The sequence below is a fragment of the Nonomuraea cavernae genome (assembly GCF_040655715.1).
GTDB lineage: Bacteria > Actinomycetota > Actinomycetes > Streptosporangiales > Streptosporangiaceae > Nonomuraea > Nonomuraea cavernae_A.
The window spans coordinates 156,589-174,721 of the sequence record NZ_JBFAKL010000012.1 but is presented as its reverse complement, the minus strand read 5'-3'; the positions used below and the strand labels follow the sequence as shown (position 1 = coordinate 174,721).

17 protein-coding genes are annotated in these 18,133 nt (G+C 72.6%); 6 read left to right on the top strand and 11 right to left on the bottom strand.

Going from position 1 to position 18,133, the window contains the following annotated elements; genetic code table 11:
• The first annotated feature begins 224 nt into the window (after positions 1-224).
• Positions 225-2,147 carry a Xaa-Pro dipeptidyl-peptidase gene (locus AB0I38_RS19830; protein WP_358469627.1) on the top strand — a complete coding sequence of 641 codons (1,923 nt, stop codon included), beginning with the start codon at positions 225-227 and terminating at the stop codon, positions 2,145-2,147.
• 270 nt (positions 2,148-2,417) lie between these two features.
• Here the strand turns inward: AB0I38_RS19830 and AB0I38_RS19825 are convergent, their stop codons facing one another.
• Genes AB0I38_RS19825 through AB0I38_RS19780 form a run of 10 tightly spaced genes read right to left on the bottom strand, consistent with a single transcriptional unit; the run spans position 2,418 to position 11,742 of the window.
• Entirely contained in the window at positions 2,418-4,745 is a 2,328-nt protein-coding gene (locus tag AB0I38_RS19825) for an RNA polymerase sigma factor (protein ID WP_358469625.1), read from the bottom strand.
• A gap of 39 nt (positions 4,746-4,784) precedes the next feature.
• A complete protein-coding gene (gene hemB / locus AB0I38_RS19820) occupies positions 4,785-5,762 on the bottom strand; it encodes a porphobilinogen synthase (RefSeq protein WP_358469622.1) in 978 nt (325 codons plus the stop codon).
• 3 nt (positions 5,763-5,765) lie between these two features.
• Entirely contained in the window at positions 5,766-6,566 is an 801-nt protein-coding gene (locus AB0I38_RS19815) for an aspartate/glutamate racemase family protein (RefSeq protein ID WP_358469619.1), read from the bottom strand.
• Position 6,567: 1 nt separating this feature from the next.
• On the bottom strand, positions 6,568-7,758 hold the full coding sequence (locus tag AB0I38_RS19810) for an FAD-dependent oxidoreductase (protein WP_358469616.1): 1,191 nt from the start codon (positions 7,756-7,758) through the stop codon (positions 6,568-6,570).
• A complete protein-coding gene (locus AB0I38_RS19805) occupies positions 7,755-8,483 on the bottom strand; it encodes a maleate cis-trans isomerase family protein (protein WP_358469613.1) in 729 nt (242 codons plus the stop codon). Before AB0I38_RS19805 ends, AB0I38_RS19810 begins: the two co-directional genes overlap by 4 nt.
• Complete coding sequence (locus AB0I38_RS19800) at positions 8,480-8,941, bottom strand: hypothetical protein (protein WP_358469611.1); 462 nt, start codon at positions 8,939-8,941, stop codon at positions 8,480-8,482. The genes AB0I38_RS19805 and AB0I38_RS19800 overlap by 4 nt, the downstream gene beginning before the upstream one ends.
• Complete coding sequence (locus AB0I38_RS19795; protein WP_358469608.1) at positions 8,941-9,138, bottom strand: hypothetical protein; 198 nt, start codon at positions 9,136-9,138, stop codon at positions 8,941-8,943. Before AB0I38_RS19795 ends, AB0I38_RS19800 begins: the two co-directional genes overlap by 1 nt.
• Before the next feature lie 32 nt (positions 9,139-9,170).
• On the bottom strand, positions 9,171-9,383 hold the full coding sequence (locus AB0I38_RS19790; RefSeq protein WP_358469605.1) for a hypothetical protein: 213 nt from the start codon (positions 9,381-9,383) through the stop codon (positions 9,171-9,173).
• 11 nt (positions 9,384-9,394) lie between these two features.
• Positions 9,395-10,987, bottom strand: a complete 1,593-nt coding sequence (locus AB0I38_RS19785; protein WP_358469602.1) for an MFS transporter — start codon at positions 10,985-10,987, stop codon at positions 9,395-9,397.
• Positions 10,984-11,742 (bottom strand): hypothetical protein, encoded by a 759-nt coding sequence (locus AB0I38_RS19780; RefSeq protein WP_358469599.1) that lies wholly within the window; start codon positions 11,740-11,742, stop codon positions 10,984-10,986. Before AB0I38_RS19780 ends, AB0I38_RS19785 begins: the two co-directional genes overlap by 4 nt.
• 228 nt (positions 11,743-11,970) lie before the next feature.
• Here AB0I38_RS19780 and AB0I38_RS19775 point away from each other — a divergent pair, with 228 nt between their 5' ends.
• Both AB0I38_RS19775 and AB0I38_RS19770 read left to right on the top strand, forming a co-directional pair.
• Positions 11,971-13,230, top strand: coding sequence for a DUF5753 domain-containing protein (locus AB0I38_RS19775; RefSeq protein WP_358469596.1), 1,260 nt, complete (start codon positions 11,971-11,973; stop codon positions 13,228-13,230).
• 193 nt (positions 13,231-13,423) lie between these two features.
• Positions 13,424-14,215 carry an SAM-dependent methyltransferase gene (locus tag AB0I38_RS19770; protein ID WP_358469593.1) on the top strand — a complete coding sequence of 264 codons (792 nt, stop codon included), beginning with the start codon at positions 13,424-13,426 and terminating at the stop codon, positions 14,213-14,215.
• A 67-nt stretch (positions 14,216-14,282) separates the two neighbouring features.
• Here AB0I38_RS19770 and AB0I38_RS19765 read toward each other — a convergent pair whose 3' ends face one another.
• A complete protein-coding gene (locus AB0I38_RS19765; RefSeq protein WP_358469590.1) occupies positions 14,283-15,101 on the bottom strand; it encodes a DUF4253 domain-containing protein in 819 nt (272 codons plus the stop codon).
• Positions 15,102-15,243: 142 nt separating this feature from the next.
• Here AB0I38_RS19765 and AB0I38_RS19760 point away from each other — a divergent pair, with 142 nt between their 5' ends.
• From AB0I38_RS19760 to AB0I38_RS19750, 3 genes are all read left to right on the top strand, one after another.
• Positions 15,244-16,782, top strand: a complete 1,539-nt coding sequence (locus AB0I38_RS19760; RefSeq protein WP_358469587.1) for a carboxylesterase/lipase family protein — start codon at positions 15,244-15,246, stop codon at positions 16,780-16,782.
• 69 nt (positions 16,783-16,851) lie between these two features.
• Positions 16,852-17,457, top strand: coding sequence for a response regulator transcription factor (locus tag AB0I38_RS19755; RefSeq protein ID WP_358469584.1), 606 nt, complete (start codon positions 16,852-16,854; stop codon positions 17,455-17,457).
• Entirely contained in the window at positions 17,454-18,029 is a 576-nt protein-coding gene (locus AB0I38_RS19750; RefSeq protein WP_358469581.1) for an HAD family hydrolase, read from the top strand. Before AB0I38_RS19755 ends, AB0I38_RS19750 begins: the two co-directional genes overlap by 4 nt.
• The last annotated feature ends 104 nt before the right edge of the window (positions 18,030-18,133 follow it).

Sequence of the window (18,133 nt, the reverse complement as noted above, 5' to 3'; positions counted from 1 at the left end):
TGTTTCCGCTGTGACGCATGTTGTGTTGCCTGTTGCCCGGGTGAGTTACCCGTAACGAACGCACAGCGCTGATCCGCTTCTGTGCGTAACCCCGGATTGTTCCTAAAGGTATCCAGGAGCCCACGTCGGCCCCGCCCGCCGGGCGGGGCCGCGGTGCTTGTCAGGCCACCGGGCGTCTGAGAGATTGCCATTACCTTTGCGATCATCTGCCACGGAGGACACGCGTGCCACAATTACGCCCCGCCCTCTTCGCCGTCGCTCTCACTGTGGCGCTGGCGACACCCGCCCAGGCGGCCGTGGGGCCCGTCATCACCGTCGAGAACGGCCGCACCCAGCCGGTCTTCTCCTACGCCGACGCCGTCCGCGAGCACGTCTATGTCGAGTCCCCCGTCGACAGCGACGCCGACGGCCGGCTGGACAGGGTCCGCGTCGACATCATCCGGCCCAAGGAGTCCGGTCCCGGGCTCAAGGTGCCGGTGATCATTGACGAGAGCCCCTACTACGACAATTCCGGACGTGGAAACGAGGGGGAGCGGAAGGTCTACGACGCCAACGGGAATGTCACTAAATTCCCGTTGTACTACGACAACTTCTTCGTCCCCCGTGGCTACGCCGTCCTGAACGTCGACATGCTCGGCACCACCAAGTCCGACGGTTGCCCCGACATCGGCGGCAAGGCCGACGTGCTGGGCGGCAAGGCGGTCATCGACTGGCTGAACGGCCGCGCCCCGGCGTTCCGCGCCGACGGCAGCCCGGCCGTGGCCGACTGGACCACCGGCAAGGCCGCGATGATCGGCAAGTCCTACGACGGCACGCTGGCCAACGCCGTCGCCGCCACCGGGGTGCGCGGGCTGGAGACGATCGTGCCCATCTCGGCGATCAGCTCCTGGTACAAGTACCAGCGCTCCAACGGCGTGGTCTACAACTACGACTACGCCTCCTGGCTGGCCAACTACATCGACACCGACCCCGAGGCCAAGTGCCAGGCCGTACGCGACCGCATGGACGCCGAGGACGGCGACGACACGGGCGACCACAACGCCTTCTGGGCCGAGCGCGACTACATCTCCGGCCTGCTGGGCGACGTCTCGAAGGTCCGGGCCAGCGTCTTCGTGATCCACACCAGCAACGACCTGAACGTCAAGCCGGACAACTTCTCCACCTGGTGGCAGGCGCTGGCCAAGCGGAACGTGCCGCGCAAGATCTGGGTCGGCCAGTACCAGCACGTGGACCCGTTCGACTTCGAGGGCCGCAGGGACCTGTGGGTCGACACGCTGCACCGCTGGTTCGACCACTGGCTGCACGGCGTGCGCAACGGCATCATGTCCGAGCCGCGCGCCGACGTGCAGGCGGGCCCGACGCAGTGGATCACGCAGCGCGACTGGCCGGCCCCGTTCGCGGCCAAGCTCCGGTTCCGTCCGGCCGCCGACGGCTCGCTCGGGCTCAAGCCGGCCGCCAAGGGCGCGACAGCGTCGTTCGCCGACGTGCGGATGTCGGAGTCGGACATGATCGCTGACGTGGGCACGGCCAACCCGGGCCGCGTGGCCTTCACCACCGGGCCGCTCCCGCTCAGCCTGCGCCTGTCGGGCACGCCCACGGCGGACCTGAGGGTCAAGCTCGACCAGCCCACGGCCAACCTGACGGCTCTGCTCGTCGACTTCGGCGACGCCACCCGGGTCGACTGGCGGCGCGGCCAGGGCATCACCACCATCGCCGAGGAGGACTGCCACGGCCAGAGCACGGCCGCCGACGACGCCTGCTACCGCAAGGTCGTCACCAACGTGGCCAACCGTCCCGCCGAGATCGTCGCCCGCGGCTGGATCGACGTGCGCAACCGCGACTCGCTCAGCGCGCCCGCTCCGCTGCCCGTCGGGACGTACGGCACGGTCAGGTGGGAGACGTTGCCGCACGACTACACCTTCGCCAAGGGGCACCGCCTCGCCCTCGTGATCGCGGGCACCGACGGGACCTACAGCAGCGAGACCGGCACGGGCGCTAACGTCACGGTCGACCTCGCCCGGAGCAGCGTCTCGGTGCCGTTCGTGCTGGGCACGCCGCTGGTGGACGTGCCGAAGGACCAGAGCGCGTTCCGCGGTCCTGAGCAGCTGCGGCTGCCGGAGCCGGAGCCGGAGTTCAGCTTCTTCTAGCCGGTCCCCGAGCCGGGTTCCGGCTTCTGGCCGGTCCCGGAGAACGTGCCGGACCGCCGGGTGGTTGCCACGCCGACCACCACCCGGCGGTCCTGTCCAGATCCCACCGTGACCCCTCGCTCGCTCGTCCTTCTTCGGTGACCGTCACCTGGAGGCCAGGTGACGGTCACCGCGGAGGCCGGCGGGGGACGACCACCTCTGAGGGTCTTGCCACTGTGGGTGGGCTGCCACGATGAGCCGCCCGGATGCCGGTCTCACGTCCTTTCCTGGCTAGTACGAGCTGCAGTTGGTCCAGGTGCCGCCGCCCTCGCCGTCCTGCACGTACGGTCCAGGGTCTCTCGGCACCTTCCACGTCACGCGGAGCTTGAGCGTGCCGCCGCCGGTGGTGGTGCCCGCGGTCGTACGGCCGTCGCCCTTGGCCGTGCCCTGCCAGCGGACGGTGATCGTGCCGGACCCGCGGGCCGCCGGGCCGGGGCAGTCGGGACGGGAGGCGGGCGCCTTCACCCGGAACGACCTGCCCGAGACGGCGATGCCACCTGAGCCCGTGACGGACGTGACCCGGCAGGCGCCGCCCCTGCAGGCGAGCGCGAACGAGCCGGTGCGGCGGGTGTCCAGGCTGATCGAGGTGGGCGTCAGCGACGCCATCGGAGCCTTCGGCCGGGGCAGGACCGCCTGCTTGACCGGTGACCGGTGGGTCGTCCCCGTCTCGCTCGGCCGTGACGCGCCGGTCGCGCGTTCCCCGGACGGCTCCGCCGGGCTCATGGTGCCGGCCACGGTCGGGCCCACGTTCGAGCTTTCCACCGGGCTCGCGGCGGGGGTCGCGTCGCCCGGTGGAGGCACCGGCACCGCCGCCTGGGGTGAGGGGCGGTCACCGGGCGCGGGCGTCACCACCGGCCCCGGCGCGGCCATCTCGGAGATCACGGTCATCCGCTGGCGGGCGTTGAGCCCCGACCAGGCCAGGCCCGCGACCAGGATGCCGACACCGACGAACAGCCCGACGCGGGCCACCGTCCTGATCGTGATCGCCGGCTCGGAGTCGGTCTCGTCGGGGCGGTTCTGCCAGAACTCGTCCGGCCCGACCCGCAGCTCCATCACCTGACCGCCGTTCACCCAGGCCGGGCCGCTCTCGTTCCCGCCGGTCCACGGCGGTTCGCCGTCCCTGCCGCGCGCCCAGACCGGCTCGCCGCCGGCCTCGTGAGCCGGTGGCAGGTCCTCGGCCGTGGCCCGGATCCGCATCGCCGGCGCGTGCCCGGCCTTCCCCGGTGGGCCATCGTCCGCCTGGTGCTCCCATGGCGGGCCACCTTCGGCCCGGCGTGAGGGGTCCCTCTCGCGACCGGCCGGGCCGCTGGTGCTCCGGTCGTGAGCGGACGCCGCTGGAAGGTTCCGGTACGGCACGCCTCCGCGGGCGCGTCGGACGATGGCCCAGTCAGGGCCGGGCACGGTGGGAGCCGGAAGGACGATGCCGTTCGCGGCTCCGGTGCCCGTTCGGGCCGCGGCCTCCGGGCCGGAGAGGGCGGCGTGGACGGGTTCGGCGGGTTCGGCGGGCTGGACGGGGCCGTCGAGCTCGGTGACCTCGTCGGGGAGATAGACGGGCGCGGCCAGGATGGGTCCCCCGCCGCGGGCCCGGCCAGGGGCCGTCCTGCGGATTGGCGCGGTCGTGACCAGGGCCTCCTCGTCCGAGCCCGGCCCCTGGTCGGGCGGGCCGGGCCGGGCGTGCCGGCTGGTGGTGCGATGCGCGGCCAGATCGTCGGTGTGCTCCGGGCCGGCGGCGGCCGCGCCCGCCACCGGCCCGGAACTCTCCCTGGTCCCCGTCGTGGGGCCGGGGACCGAGGAGATCGGGGGTGGCGCGGGTTCCGTCAGGCCGCGCACCTGCGTGGGGAACCCGTCGTCGCGCCACATTCCGGCCTCGCCGGGCAGAGGCAGCGCCCAGGCCAGCTGCTCGCCGAGCGTGCTCGGCGCGGGCGCGATCGGCATCTGCCGGAGCAGGGTGTCGGCCACCATGGTGCGCGGCGCCCGGCGGCAGTCGCCGCAGCGCGCGATGTGGCGGCTGATCCGCGCGCGGGTCCGCCTGCCCGGCGTGGAGGCCCAGTCCGTCACCCGGGACTCCAACGCCGGGCACCCATGGCGGGTCCTCGCGGCGATGACGGCGGCGAACCATTCCTCCAGCCCGTCGGCCGCCTCCAGCACGATGGTCTCGACCTCGTCCGGGCTCACGTCGAAGATCACCGCGATCTCCGCGCTCGTCAGGCCGTGCCGTACGGACAGATCGAGGAGCTCCCTGCGCGACGGGTCGAGGGCGCGCAGGGCCTCGGGCAGCAGGTCCGACATCCTGCCCGGCCGCGACCACGAGCCGACGCTGGTCGGAGTGGCGAGATAGGCGCGGTGCGCGCGGGCCAGCGCGTACAGCCAGGGGCGCAGCAGGGACGACTGCTCCACCCGGTCGGCGCGGGCCTGCGCCGACAGCAGCGCTCCCGCCACGGCCAGCTCGGCGTCGCTCGAGGCGAGCTCCGTCCGGCAGTAGTCGTAGAGATGGGGCCCGTAGCCGTCGCACAGCTCGCGAACGGCTTCGCGAGTGTCCTCCGACAGGGTTCGCCACATCCGAGTCCCATCTCCTTCCTGTTGTGTGCTGCTCGCGAGTCAGCCCGGTAGCTGCTCGGCGACCTCGGTGGCCCAGTAGGTCACCACGCTGCCCGCCCCCGCCCGGCGGATCGCGACGAGGCTCTCCCGGATCGCGCGGTCGCGGTTGAGCCAGCCGCGCTCGGCGGCCGCCTCGATCGCCGCGTACTCGCCCGAGACCTGGTAGGCGACCACCGGCACGTTGACCAGGTCGGCGACCTTGCGCACCACGTCGAGGTAGAGTCCGGCCGGCTTGACCATCACCATGTCGGCGCCCTCCTCCACGTCCAGCAGCACCTCGCGCAGCGACTCGCGCAGGTTGGCGGGATCCTGCTGGTGCGTCGAGCGGGTGCCGACCAGGCGGGACTCGACGGCGTCGCGGAACGGGCCGTAGAAGGCGGAGTCGTACTTGGCGGCGTAGGCCAGGATCGGCACCCGCTGGTGCCCGGACCGGTCGAGCGCGGCCCTGATCGCGGCGACCTGGCCGTCCATCATGCCGCTCGGCGCGACCATGTGCGCCCCGGCCGTGGCCTGGGCGACCGCGACCTCGGCGTAGGCGCGCAGCGTGGCGTCGTTGTCCACGTCGCCGCCGGCGTCGAGCACGCCGACGTGCCCGTGCTCGGTGTACTCGTCCAGGTTGACGTCGCCGATCACCACCGTCTCGTCGCCCACCTCGGCGGCGATGTCGGCGAGGGCCAGCTGCGTGATGCCGTGCTCGTCCCAGGCGCCGCGCCCGTCGCGGTCCTTGGACTCCGGGATGCCGAAGACCAGCAGCCCGCCGACGCCGGCCCGCGCGGCGGCCGCGGCCGCCTTGCGCACGCTGTCGCGAGTGTGCTGCACCTGGCCGGGCATGCAGGCGATCGGCCGGGGCTCGTCCAGCCCTTCGCGGACGAACAGGGGCTGCACCAGGTCGGCCGGATGCAGCCGGGTCTCCGCGACCAGGCCGCGAAGGGCGTTGGTACGCCGCAGGCGGCGAGGTCGGTCTGCGGGATAACTCACGATTCAGCCTCCGATCACCTTGCCGAGCAGGACACGCTCGGCATGCTCGACAGCGGCTGCGGGCGGCAGCCGTAACCAGTAACCGGCGCCGCTGCGCGCCGTGATGTTCAGTGCCCGCAAGCCGCACAGGTGCTCAGCGGTCTTGATCGCCAGCCCACCGGGGTCGATCACCGGCAGGCCGTGGAACTCGTGGATCCGCAGGTGGACCAGGATCACGTTGGGAATGCCCTCCGCGGGCACCAGCCACTGCGCCCCCGCCTCGGCCGCCCGCCGCGCGGCCGCGGAATAGGCGTCCACGAGAGGCCCGAAGTCGTGTGCCAACGCGCGTTCGACCAGCGCCGTGCCGTTCTCGACGACCTGATAGGAGGCCAGCTCGGCGCCCGCCGCGCGGATGTTCTCGGTGATGGGCTCGGCCAGATCGGGGATGAAGCCGATCACGCCCAGCCGGTGGCGCTCCATCCTGGCCGCCTGCCACACCGCGTCGCCGTAGCCGACGACCGGGATCGAGACCCGCGAGCGGGCCATGGCCAGACCCGGGTCCTGCCCGGCGCCGCTGATCCACGCGGTGCACCCCGCACGCTCGGCGGCCACGGCCGTCTGCGCGAAATAGTGGCCGAAGAGCAGGCCGAGCTGCCCGTAACCGACCAGATGCTCGGGCAACGCGGTGCCGTACGTCTCCGGGGGGAGCGTGTGGATCTCCACGGTGGTGCCGGGAGAGGTGACCAGGGCCAGGTGCTCGGCGTACAACTTGTCCAGAAGTGCCGAGCGGCCTTCGACGGTGTGTTTCTGGAACCAGATGCGCATGTCAGTTGTGCCTTACCGCTTGGGGGGTGAGCGAGTGAGGGATGGTGTCGAGCATCGAGGCCTGCGCAAGGTAGACGCGGGTGGCCTCCGGATCGCCGGCGATCGCGCGCAGTCCCGCCATCGCCGCGGCCAGCTTGGAGGTGTTGCGGTCCTGCACGCCGGCGACGCGCGCCTCGCTGCGCGGGATCACCCGTTCGAGCAGTACGGCCCGCCGCCGCCAGGCCCAGGCGTCGAGCGCGTCGACGCCGGCCAGGCCGCCGAGCACGTTGGCGAGCACGTGACCGAGGTCGACGGCGTCGTGGATGCCGGCGTTCATGTTGAGCCCGCCGGCGGTGGAGGTGAGGTGCGCCGCGTCGCCGGCGAACAGCACGCGACCGCACCGGTAGGACGACAGCACGCCCCGGGCCAGGCCGTACCTGTCGGCGCCGATGACGCGCACCGGCCGGCGGACTCCGGGAAGCGCCCGGCGTACCAGCTCGGAGACGTTGGCGGCGGACAGCGGGTCGTGGGCGTCGCACGGGATCCTGACGATGATCCGCCAGTGGTCGCGCAGCGCGAGCAGGCTGCAGGACTGGCCGACGTCGCGCACGTACGTGAGCGGCGCCAGGCGGGGCAGCAACTGGTCGAGCGGTGAGTCGGTGAAGACGCGCAGCGCCTGCGTGGGATAGCTGGACCGGGGGAACGGCAGCCCGAGCGACCGGCGCACGGTGCTGTGCGCCCCGTCCGCGGCGATCACGTACTTGGCCCGCGTCCACGTGTGCCCGATGCGGATCCGCACCCCGGTGCCGCCCTCGGCCACTCCGTCCACGTGCGTGCCGAACCGCACGTCCGCCTCCGGGTAGCCGGACAGCGCCGCCAGCAGCAGCGGCGTGAGCGAGGACTGCTCGGCGTGCAGCCGGAACGGGTGCCGGGTCAGCCCGTCCAGGCTGCCCATCCCCATCTCGGCCAGCACGCTGCCGGCCCGGTCGCGCCACTGGACGCGTTCCACGACCCGGCCGCGGGAGATGAGCTGCTCGGTGACACCGAGGTCGTCCAGCAGGTCGAGCGTGGCCGGATGGAAGGTGGAGGCGCGGGACTGCGAGGCCAGCCCCGGCTCGCGTTCCAGCACGGTGACCGGCACGCCGGCCCTGGCCAGGGTGAGCGCCGCCGCCAGCCCGACCGGGCCCGCGCCGACCACGACGACGCCGTTCATGACCGCTGTCCCTGGGCCGCCGGGCGATGCGGCACCCGGCCCAGCCGGATCGGCATGCCCGTCGCCCTGGACAGCGCCCACCAGGCGCTGCACAGGTTGGAGGTGAGCAGGATCCGGTCGTTGCCGGCGCCGATGGACACCAGCGTGGGCAGCGTGAGCATCCCGGTGCCGGTGATCAGCACCACGGCGTCGTGCGGCAGGCACGCCTGGCCCACCTGCTCGACCAGCTCGGCCGGCGTGACGGAGTAGGGCGAGAACATGCCCTGCGCCCGCACCGGCACCACCCGGCTGACGTTCACGCCGGCCGACTTCCAGAACCGCTCGGCGAGCTCGGTCAGCCACGGCTGGTACGGCGAGACCAGGATGATCTCGTCGGCGCCGATGTGTTCGACGGCGTCCAGCGTGGCCATCGTGGCCGAGGCGAACGGGATCCCGAACCGTCTGCTCAGCTCGTCGCACCGGAACCGGTCCTCGTCGGGGCCGAGCAGGTAGCGCGAGCCGCTGCAGAGCATGACGATCGCGTCCAGCGGCAGGTTGCCGAAGGAGCAGATCATCGCGGGGAGCGCCTCGTTGTAGCTCTCCAGCCGCTCGGCCAGGCCCAGCCCCGGCCGTACGGGAAAGCGGGTGACGTGCATGTCCGCGCGGGATCCGAGCAGCCGCGCCAGCTCGGGCTCCGCCGCCGGGTTCGCGGGCGGCACGATCACGCCCACTCTGCCTCGCCTCATGCCGTCCCTCCCGCCTGACCTTCGAGTGCGAACAGCGTGCGCAGGGCGTCGGCGTACCGGTCGCCCAGCGGGGAGTCCGCGTAGCGGGTGACGCGGGTGATAGGCCCGTCCAGGAACGCCTCGACCACGCGCTGGACGGTGTCCCTGACCTCGTCGCGCACGGAGTCGTCCAGCCCGGGCGCCCGGGAGGCGAGCCGGCCCAGCTCGGCGTCGGCCACGGCCTCCGCCTTGCGCCGCAGCGCCGTCACGACGGGCGCCACCCTCGGCGCGGGAGGGGCCGCGATCGTGCCGTGCCCGTTGCGGGCGCCGGGGACGGTGGTGCCGGCCGCGCGCCCGTTGCGCGGGACGGGAACCGTGGTGATCGTGCCGCGCCCCCTGCGCGGGCCGGGAGCCGGGCCGATCCCCATGTACCGGCGCCTGCCCCCCAGGACGGGAGGAGGGATGAGGTCGGCGGTCATCAGCAACCCGACCAGGCCGCGGCCCAGAAAGCCGCTTCGCGACGTGCCCGCTTCTCGTCCTCGTCGGTGACGTCGAGCCGCACCCCCGTGCGTTCGACGCCGAGCAGGTCCACTGCGGCCCCTATCACGGTGTCCGCGAATTCCCGTTGACGGTCGGTGTTCACGTTCGGCGGGCATTCGACCTTGATGGTGACCATGGTGTTCCTCCTGCGGGGGGTTCTGGGGATGATCAAGACGCCTGCTCGAGCACCTGGTCGATCACGCTGATGGCCTGGTCGGACACCTGCCTGATGTGGTGCAGCCGGTGCACGGTGCGCTCGGCGGAGGCGGCGGTTCTCGGGGGGTGGTCGTCGCTCGAAGTGGGGGTCGGTGCGGGCCGTTCGCCGCGTGCGGTCACGGCGTAGGGGTGCTGGTACGGCCTGCGGAGGTCGTCGGCGAGCATGGCCACTCCTGTCAGCGCTGGTTGACGGCTCTATACGTGAGAGGTTCGCGGGCGCCGAAGCGGGCCAGTTCTTCCTCGGCCTCGTCGCGTACCTGGACGAAACTGTCGCGAAGCTCGGCGAGGAGCCGGCGCAGCATGATGAGCTCCTCCTCGGCCTCCCGCCTGGACATCCGGGCCGGCCGGCGGCGCGGGGTGCCGGCGACGCGGACGAGTGCGGCGGTGCCGAGCAGCACGGCCGCGGCCATGCAGGCGACCAGCACCGAGGCGAAGCCCGGCATCGGCCCGTCCAGCAGTGGCTGGTCGACCAGCGCCGAGGCGCCCGCCACGCCGATCGCCCCGCCGAGCATGCGGGCGGTGTTGATGGCGCCGACGGCGGAGGCGTACTGGGTGGGGTGGGCGGCCATGGTGCCGACCGCGAAGGTGCCGGTGGACAGCGCGCCGAAGCCGCTGCCCAGCATCAGCGCGGCGATCACGCTCAGCACGTTGGGCTGGGGGTAGGCCAGCATGAGGGCGCAGCCGCCGCCGAGCAGGAGCGCTCCGGCGTAGATGACCGCGTTGAGGCCGATGCGGCGGCCGGCCAGCATGGCCAGCGGGCTCGACACGATCATCGCGATCGACACCGGAGCCAGCCAGAGGCCGATGCTGACGGGGTCGAAGCCGGACGACCTCAGGTACAGCGGCCCCATGGCCAGCACGACGAACGACGCCGCGCCGTACAACAGGGACGCTCCTCCGGCCCACAGGAAGCCGGGGCGCCGCCACAGCCGCATGTCGATGGCGCCCGCGGCGTGGCGCCACGACTTCGTGACGGCCCCTGCCAGCAGCACCGCGGCTGCCGCCGCGCAGCCGAGTGTCCGCGTGGAGGTCCATCCCCACGCGCCGCCCTGGGACATCGCGAGCACGGCCGCCGCGATAGCCCCGACCAGGAGCACCGTGCCCAGCACGTCGGGCACCCGGCGGTCCGTGCCGCGCGAGCGCGGCAGCGCGGGGGTCAGCATCAGCAGCGCGGCCGCCAGCCCGGCACTGGGCAGGAACAGGCCGCGCCAGCCGTACGACTCGACCAGCAGCCCGCCGGCTCCCTGCAGGGCGAGCGCGCCGATGCCCGACGAGGCGCTCCACAGGGCGATGGCGCCCGCGCGGCGGTTGGCCGGCAGCTCGCCGAGCAGCAGGGCGAGTGAGGCGGGGAACATCAGCGCGGCGCCGATGCCCTGCGCGGCCCGCCCGCCGAGCAGCAGCGGCCAGGACGTGGTGGCGATGACCGCCGCCGCGCCGAGGCCGTAGAGGGCCAGACCCAAGGCGAGGACATTGCGCCTGCCCAGCAGGTCGGCGAAGCGACCCGCGGTGGCCAGCAGTGCGGCGACCGCGGCGAAGTTGACCGTGCTGACCCAGGTGACCTCGGCCATGGGCAGGGCGGCCGCGATCGGGTCACGGCTCAGCACGGGGATCGCCAGCATCGTCGCCGTGCTGTCGGCCATGATCGCGATCACCACTCCGGAGGCGATCAGGCGCAGTATGGCGAAGCGTCCCCGGACCCGGAGCCGTGGCCGTGCCACGGGCTCGACGACGGGTCCGGCGACATGCTCGCGAAGGGAGGTCAGTGTCATCGCGGCGTCTCCGCGAGGTCACGGTGGGCGACGGTGACCGGCTCGGGGCGCGGGATCTCGGGACAGTTGGGCACGCTCGCCGCGACCATCCGCTCGGTCAGCCCCACGGACTGGCCGGGCGTGCGGGACCAGGGCTGGGCCTTGCCACCGACCAGCGTCCGGACGATCTGCGAGGCCAGCGTCAGGTGCTCCGCGCAGCGGCGGCTGACCTTGGCCTCCAGGCCGGCCACCTGCGCCAGCCTGAGCCGCAGCGGCTCCAGCGACGCGGTGCGCTCCAGGCCGTCGAGCTCGGCCAGCCGGTGCGGCCAGCGCAGCTGCCTGCCGAGGCGGTCCTGGACCTCACCGGCGATGCGGTCCTCGGGATACTTCTCGTCGCGCAGCCGGGTGCCGATGGCGACGGCCGTGCGGGCGGTGTGCTCGTAGTCGGCCAGCCGCCCGGCGAGCGCGGCGTCGAGCATCCGGGCCCGGTGGGTCAGGCAGTCGGCGCTCCAGCCGAGCACCATCAGGCGGTCCTCGCCCACCTCGGTGTGCCAGCCGGCGAGCCTGAGCTCGCGGGCCATGCGGTGGTAGAGCACCCACCGCTCGCCGTTGCCGTCGACCCAGACCTGCACGCCGCCGAGCGGCAGGTTGGCGACGTGCACCTGCTTGTTCTCGGGCGCCACCCGGGAACAGATGCGTTGGATCACCCGGTCCTGCGCCGGCACGGCCTTGGGCCGCCTGGCGAACCAGGAACCGTTCTGGGGATCGAGGGTCACGTCCGGCCTCCTCCTCGCCGGCGACTCTCCAGAACCGTCCGGCCGTCAAGTCACAGTTACCATGTGTCGGTCCGATAGTGGGACCAGGGCGGAAGTTGTGTCAACTGGTAGTTATCATTTGAGTTTGAATCGGTTTAGGGAGCGGAATCCCGGACCCGCGGCCGGACATGCGACGAAACGCCCGGCTTCCCTTACGCTGGAGGCCCTACGGGCGGCAGGAGGTGCGCGGTGGCGAACATCGCCGAGCGGCTTGACCTCGCTCTGCGGAAGCGCGGCTACAGCGGCGCCCAGGTGGCGGCCGAGCTGACCAAGGCCGGCATCCCGATCACCCGCGCCTACGTCAGCCAGCTGCGCACCGGCAAGCAGACCAACCCGACGCTCCAGGTGCTTCGCGCCCTGGCCGCCTGCCTGCAGGTCAGCGTGGGCTGGCTGGTCGGCGAGGAGCACGCCGACCTCGGCGAGGAACGAGCCGCCGGGCCGGCGGACGCGATCGGCGAGTCCGCGTCGGGCCTGTCCGACACCTCGCTGCACGTCGTGCGCGACGTGATCGGCCTGGCTCGGCGGGCCGAGGGCCTGCCGGAGCGGGAGCCGGAGCCCGAGCCCGCGCCCCGGATCCCGGAGATCCCCGAGGTGGCGCCCGCGCTCTCCGGGGCGCAGCGCGAGGCGCTCGGCAGGCGGCTGCGCGGCCTGCGCCTGTCGGCGCGCAGGTCACCCGAGCAGGTCGAGACCGCGCTCGGCCGGGGCAAGGCGGCGATCGAGGCCATCGAGGCGGGCGCCGTCGTGCCCGCTCCCGCCACGGTGGAGCTCCTGCTCGACCTCTACGGCGTGACCTCGCTGCCCGTCCGCGAGCACGTGCTGTCGCTGGCCCGCGCCGAGCGCGAGCCGGTGCGCTGGGACGACGACGCCGTGCCCGTCTGGCTGGCCGCCGCCTTCGCGCTGGAGCAGCGCGCCTCGGTGATCCGCACCTACCACCCGCAGTTGGTCCCGGCGTTGCTGCGGACCGAGGGCTACGCGCGGGCCGCCATCGCGGTCGCCGGGCCGGCCACGCTCGGGCAGGAGTCGGTCGACGACGCGGCCCGGCTCGCCCTGGCCCGCCAGAAGCCGGTGATCGAGGGCGGGCCGGTCGTGTGGGCGATCATGGACGAGAGCGCGCTGCTGCGTTCGATCGCCGAGCCACACGTGCATCTGGCGCAACTCGAAACGCTTCTCGAATACGCCAAACGCCCGCACATCTCGGTGCACGTGGTCCCCATTCAAGATCCGGCTTATCTGCCGCGCACGGGGCCGTTCACGCTCTGGCGTTTCGCGGAGGCTTTCGAGCCCGACATCGCCTGTGCGCACGCCGTCGAATCCGAGGAATTGATCACGGATCCGGCCGCCGTCGAGGCCTATCACCAGGCGTTCACCAAGCTGTCGGTCACGACGACGACCCGCGAGGAGACCCTCGACCTGCTGTATGCGTACCGTGACCGGGCCGCCCAAAGATGATCAAAACAAAGTCGGAAACCGATATTTCCTGAATTTGTTGGCCCCAATGTGTTGAATTGTTGGGACATTTGGATCATTTTTAACTTGGTTCCGATGAGACACGAAGCCAGAACTTTCCCGGCATTGCCTGGCGAGGGGAAAGGGGCGAGACGAAATGAACGAGCGCGCCATCCGTAATCTGGCGAGACTCGATATGTCTCAGGCTCGCATCACCCGCATGCTGGACGCCGCCGCGGGCGGCAAGAACAACTTCGTGGCCGACCGCGAGGCCGTGCGGCGCTATGACGAGGCCACCCCCGTGACCACCGCCGCCGCCCGTGCCGTGCTGGGCTTTCTCGCCCGGGTGGTGCGGCACCTGGCGCTCGCCGGAGTCGACCAGTATCTGATCATCGGCAGTGGCGTGCCCAGCGGCCTGCCCACCGGCCACCAACTGCACGACATAGCCCGCGACACGCTGGGCGGCGCGGAGGCCCGGGTCGTCTACGTCGAGAACGACCCCATGGTGCTGGCCAACGCGCGGGCCACGATCGAGCCCGTGACCGACGCGATGCGGGTGGTCGAGGGGGACGTGCGGCAGATCGAGGAACTGCTGTCCGACCGGGTGGTGCGCACGTTCCTCGACTGGGACCGGCCGGTCGGCATGCTGCTCGTCACGATGCACGGCGTCGGTGACGAGCACGCCGGGCACGTGATCAAGTGCCTGGGCCACGCCGCCCCGGCCAACAGCTATCTGGCCCTGCTCCAGACCACGTTCGACGGCATCCCCCAGGAGCTGCTGCCGGCCGCCCGCGAGCTGCTGGCGATGACCCTGCCCGGCCACGCGATCCGCGACAGGGCCGAGGTCACGGCGCTGCTGGACGGGCTCGACCTGGTGGAGCCGGGGCTCGTGTGGGTGCCCGAGTGGCGGCCCGACGGCGCCGAGACCACCTGCCTGGAGCAACCGAGCACGTCGGGCAACTACGGGGCCGTGGCCCGCCTGATCTGACGTGCCCGGCCCGGCCCGGCCCGCCTGATCTGACGTGCCTGGCCCGGCCCGCCTGAGCCGGACGCGGTCAGTCCCACCAGAACGACCAGCTGTGGCTGCCGGCGATCTGCTCGGCGTAGGCCTGGAGGTCGCCGGGCCCCTGCACCACGTTGTCGGGGCAGAAGGCCCAGTGCTCGGCCGCCACGTGCAGCGCGTGCTCCGGCTCGACGGGAGGCGCGGCCACGCTCAGCTCCAGCGTGTTGAAGCCGACGCACACCACCCGGACGCCGAACCGGTCCTCCCAGCTGCGCACGACCGCCGCCAGCGGCACCATCCACTCGTTGTGGTGCAGTGCCCCCTGCCAGCCCATGACGGCCAGCGCGTCGGCGCCCCGGGGGGCGGCGACCAGCCCGAGCGGCAGGCCCCGGCCGGCCAGCTGCTCGGCGTGCCAGTCGGCCACGGCGCCCGGATCGGCCGCCGGCACGCCAGGCGGCGCCAGACCCGGGCAGATCGCGCCGAAGGGGTCGAGCTCGTCGAGCGCGTCGGGCGGCATCTGCGCCACCCACTCCTGCCACACCTCCGTCATGAACCCCTCGGCGGTGAAGTGGCCGATCAGCTCCGCGTCGTCGGGCACCACCTGGCCGACCGCCCAGGGCTGGGCCGACTCGTCGAGCAGCACCGGCCACAGGCCGCTGCGTGGGTGCTCGGCGCGGAAGCGGGCCCACTCGGCGCCCGTCGCCGGCTCGTCGCTCATCCAGAACGCGGGCCGCGACGCCTCGCCCTGGCTGGTGTAGCCCGGGTCGGGCCAGACGGCCTCGCCCTCGGGCAGCGCGACCGACAGGGTGCGGCCCCTGCCGCCGTCGGCGAACAGCCGGCACAGCTCGCGTGGCAGCCGGTGATCCTTCATGCCCTACCGTTCCGATCCGGATCCGTCGGGGAGATGGTAGTGCCGGGCACCGACACGCCTCCGGGGGCCGGGACTTTTGTCCTGGACGATCCTGGATCGATGGACCTTCTGGCAGGTCGTGCCGGTCCGCGACCGTGGGTCCATGAGGATTCTGCTGGCCATAGCCGTACTACTCACAGGATGCGCCACCAGCGAGGAGGGCCCGCCCGCCGGGACGGGCGCGGGGGACCCCGCGGTCGTGCGGACCGACGCGGGCACGGTACGGGGCACCACGACCGGAACATATCGCCTGTACCAAGGCATCCGCTACGGCACCGCCGCCCGTTGGGAAACCCCGCGCCCGGCGCCCGCCTGGCGGGGCGTCAAGGACGCCACCCGGCCCGGCCCCATGTGCCCGCAGGTCGGCTCCGACTACGCCGACATCAGCAGTGAGAACGAGGACTGCCTGTATCTGAACGTCACCACCCCGCCCGGACCGGCGGGGCCGGACGCCCGGCGGCCGGTGATGGTGTGGATCCACGGCGACGGCGCCGTGGGCGCCGGGCACTTCTCCGACGCGCGCCGGCTGGCCGCCGAGGGCGTCGTGGTCGTCACCGTCAACTACCGCCTCGGGGTGTTCAGCGGCTTCGGCTACCCCGGCCTGCGCGACCCGGGCACGTACGGCCTGCAGGACCAGCAGGAGGCGCTGCGCTGGGTCAGGCGCAACGCGGCGGCCTTCGGCGGCGACCCGGGCAATGTGACCGTCTTCGGCGTCTCCTTCGGCGCGCTGGCCATCGGCGGCCAGCTGACCTCGCCGGGCGCCCAGGGGTTGTTCCAGCGGGCGATCATGCAGAGCGGCGAGACCATGATGGACATGCCGGCCGGCAGCATGATGCCGGGCCTGCCGGCCTACCCGTCGTTCGCATGGCGGACCGGTGCCGAGGTCACCGCGATGGGACAGTACTACGCCGAGCAGCTCGGCTGCGCCGACCTGGCCTGCCTGCGCGCGCTGCCCGTCAGCAAGATCCTCGCCGCGCCCCAGATCATGAACGCCTTCCAGGTGTACGCCCACGGCAACGACGTGCTGCCGGCCGCGCCGGACACGGCGCTGCGGAAGGGCCGCTTCCACCAGGTGCCGGTGCTGGCCGGCGCGACCAAGGACGAACACCGGATCTTCGTCGGGATGAGCTACGACGTGCGTGGCGAGTCGCCGGACTATCCGAAGCTGGTGCGCGAGGCGTTCGGCCGCAAGGCCCCGTCGATCCTCAAGAGGTATCCGGTGAAGCGGTACGGGTCGCCGAGCGTCGCCTGGGCCACCGTGCTGACCGACCGGATGTGGGCCCGCGCGACCCACGAGCAGAACACCCTGCTGGCCCGGCGGGTCCCCGTCTACGGCTACGAGTTCGCCGACCGGAAGGCGCCGATGTTCCTGCCGCTGGAGGCCGACTTCGACTGGGGCGCCTACCACGCGGGCGACCTGCCGTACCTCTTTCCCGAGCCGAAGGCCGCGCTGTCGGCCGAGCAGCGGAGGCTGTCGGGGCAGATGGTCTCCTACTGGACGAACTTCGCCCGCACCGGCGACCCCAACGGCCGGGGGCTGCCCGCCTGGCCCCGAGTGGAGTCGGGCACGCTGTCGCTCGCGCCCGGCGCGGTCCGGCCGATCGACTACGCTGCCGGGCACGACCTGGCGTTCTGGAAGTGACCGGGTTCCCCGAGTGAGTCTCCGCGGGTGAGTTGCCGCGAGTAGGTGCCGCGAGTTGACGGAGTCGCCGTGATCAGGGTCATGATCGCCGAGGACCAGGGCATGATGCGTGACGCGCTCGCGCTGCTCCTCGGCCTGGAGGACGATCTGGAGATCGTCGCCCAGGTGCCGTCCGGCGACGAGATCGTGCCCGCCGCTCTGACGCACCGGCCCGACGTGGCCCTGCTCGACATCGAGCTGCCCGGGCGCAGCGGGCTCGACGCGCTGCCCGAGCTGCGCTCGGCGCTGCCGGAGTGCGTGGTGCTGGTGCTGACCACGTTCGCCCGGCCCGGCTACCTCAGGCGGGCTATGGAGGCCGGGGCCGCCGGGTTCCTGGTCAAGGACGGGCCCGTCGAGGAGCTGGCCGCGGCCGTCAGGCGGGCCGTGGCGGGGGAACGCGTCGTCGACCCGGCCCTGGCCGCCGCCGCGCTGCACGCCGGACCGAGCCCGCTCACCGAGCGCGAACGCGACGTGCTGGCGGCCGCGTTCGACGGGGCCACCGTCGCCGACGTCGCGGCACGGCTGCACCTGTCGGAGAGCACCGTGCGCAACCACCTGTCGTCCGCCATCGGCAAGACCCACACGCGCAACCGGATCGAGGCCGCCCGGCTGGCACGGCACAATGGCTGGCTGTGACCTACGACGCTGTTCTGTGCGATCTCGACGGCGTGCTGCGCCAGTTCGACCACGACGTCCAGGCCGAGATCGAGGCGAGATACGGGCTGCCGCTGATGAAGACCGCCTTCGATCCGGCCCTCATGCTGCCCGCCACGCTCGGCCGGGTGACCGAGCGGGAGTGGGCCGAGTCGATCGTGGTCGCCCTCGGCGGAGACGAGCGGGCCAGGCGGGCCGTGGCGGAGTTCGTCGCGGTGCCGTTCCGGGTCGATGAGGAGGTCAGGCGGCTGCTGGCCAGGGCCCAGGAGCGGATGCCCGTGGTGCTCGTCACCAACGCCATGGACACGCTGGAGGCGCACCTGGAGCAGCTCGGGCTGACCTACTTCGCCGACGACGTGGTCAGCAGCGCGCGGGTCGGCGTGGCCAAGCCGGACCGGCGCATCTACGAGATAGCCGCCGAGCGGGCCGGGGCCGCGCCCGAGCGCTGCCTGTTCGTCGACGACCGGCCGGCGAACGTCGAGGCCGCGCGCGCCCTCGGCATGACCGGCGTCCACTTCCGGACGGTCGCCGACCTCGCCGTGGTGCTTGGCTGAGCAGGTTCTTCGCTTCGTGCTGAGCGGGACTCTCGCCCCGCGCCGTGCCGGCCCTTCGCCCCGTGGGGCTGGGCGGGCCCGTCGCCCGTGCACCGCCTGTTTCC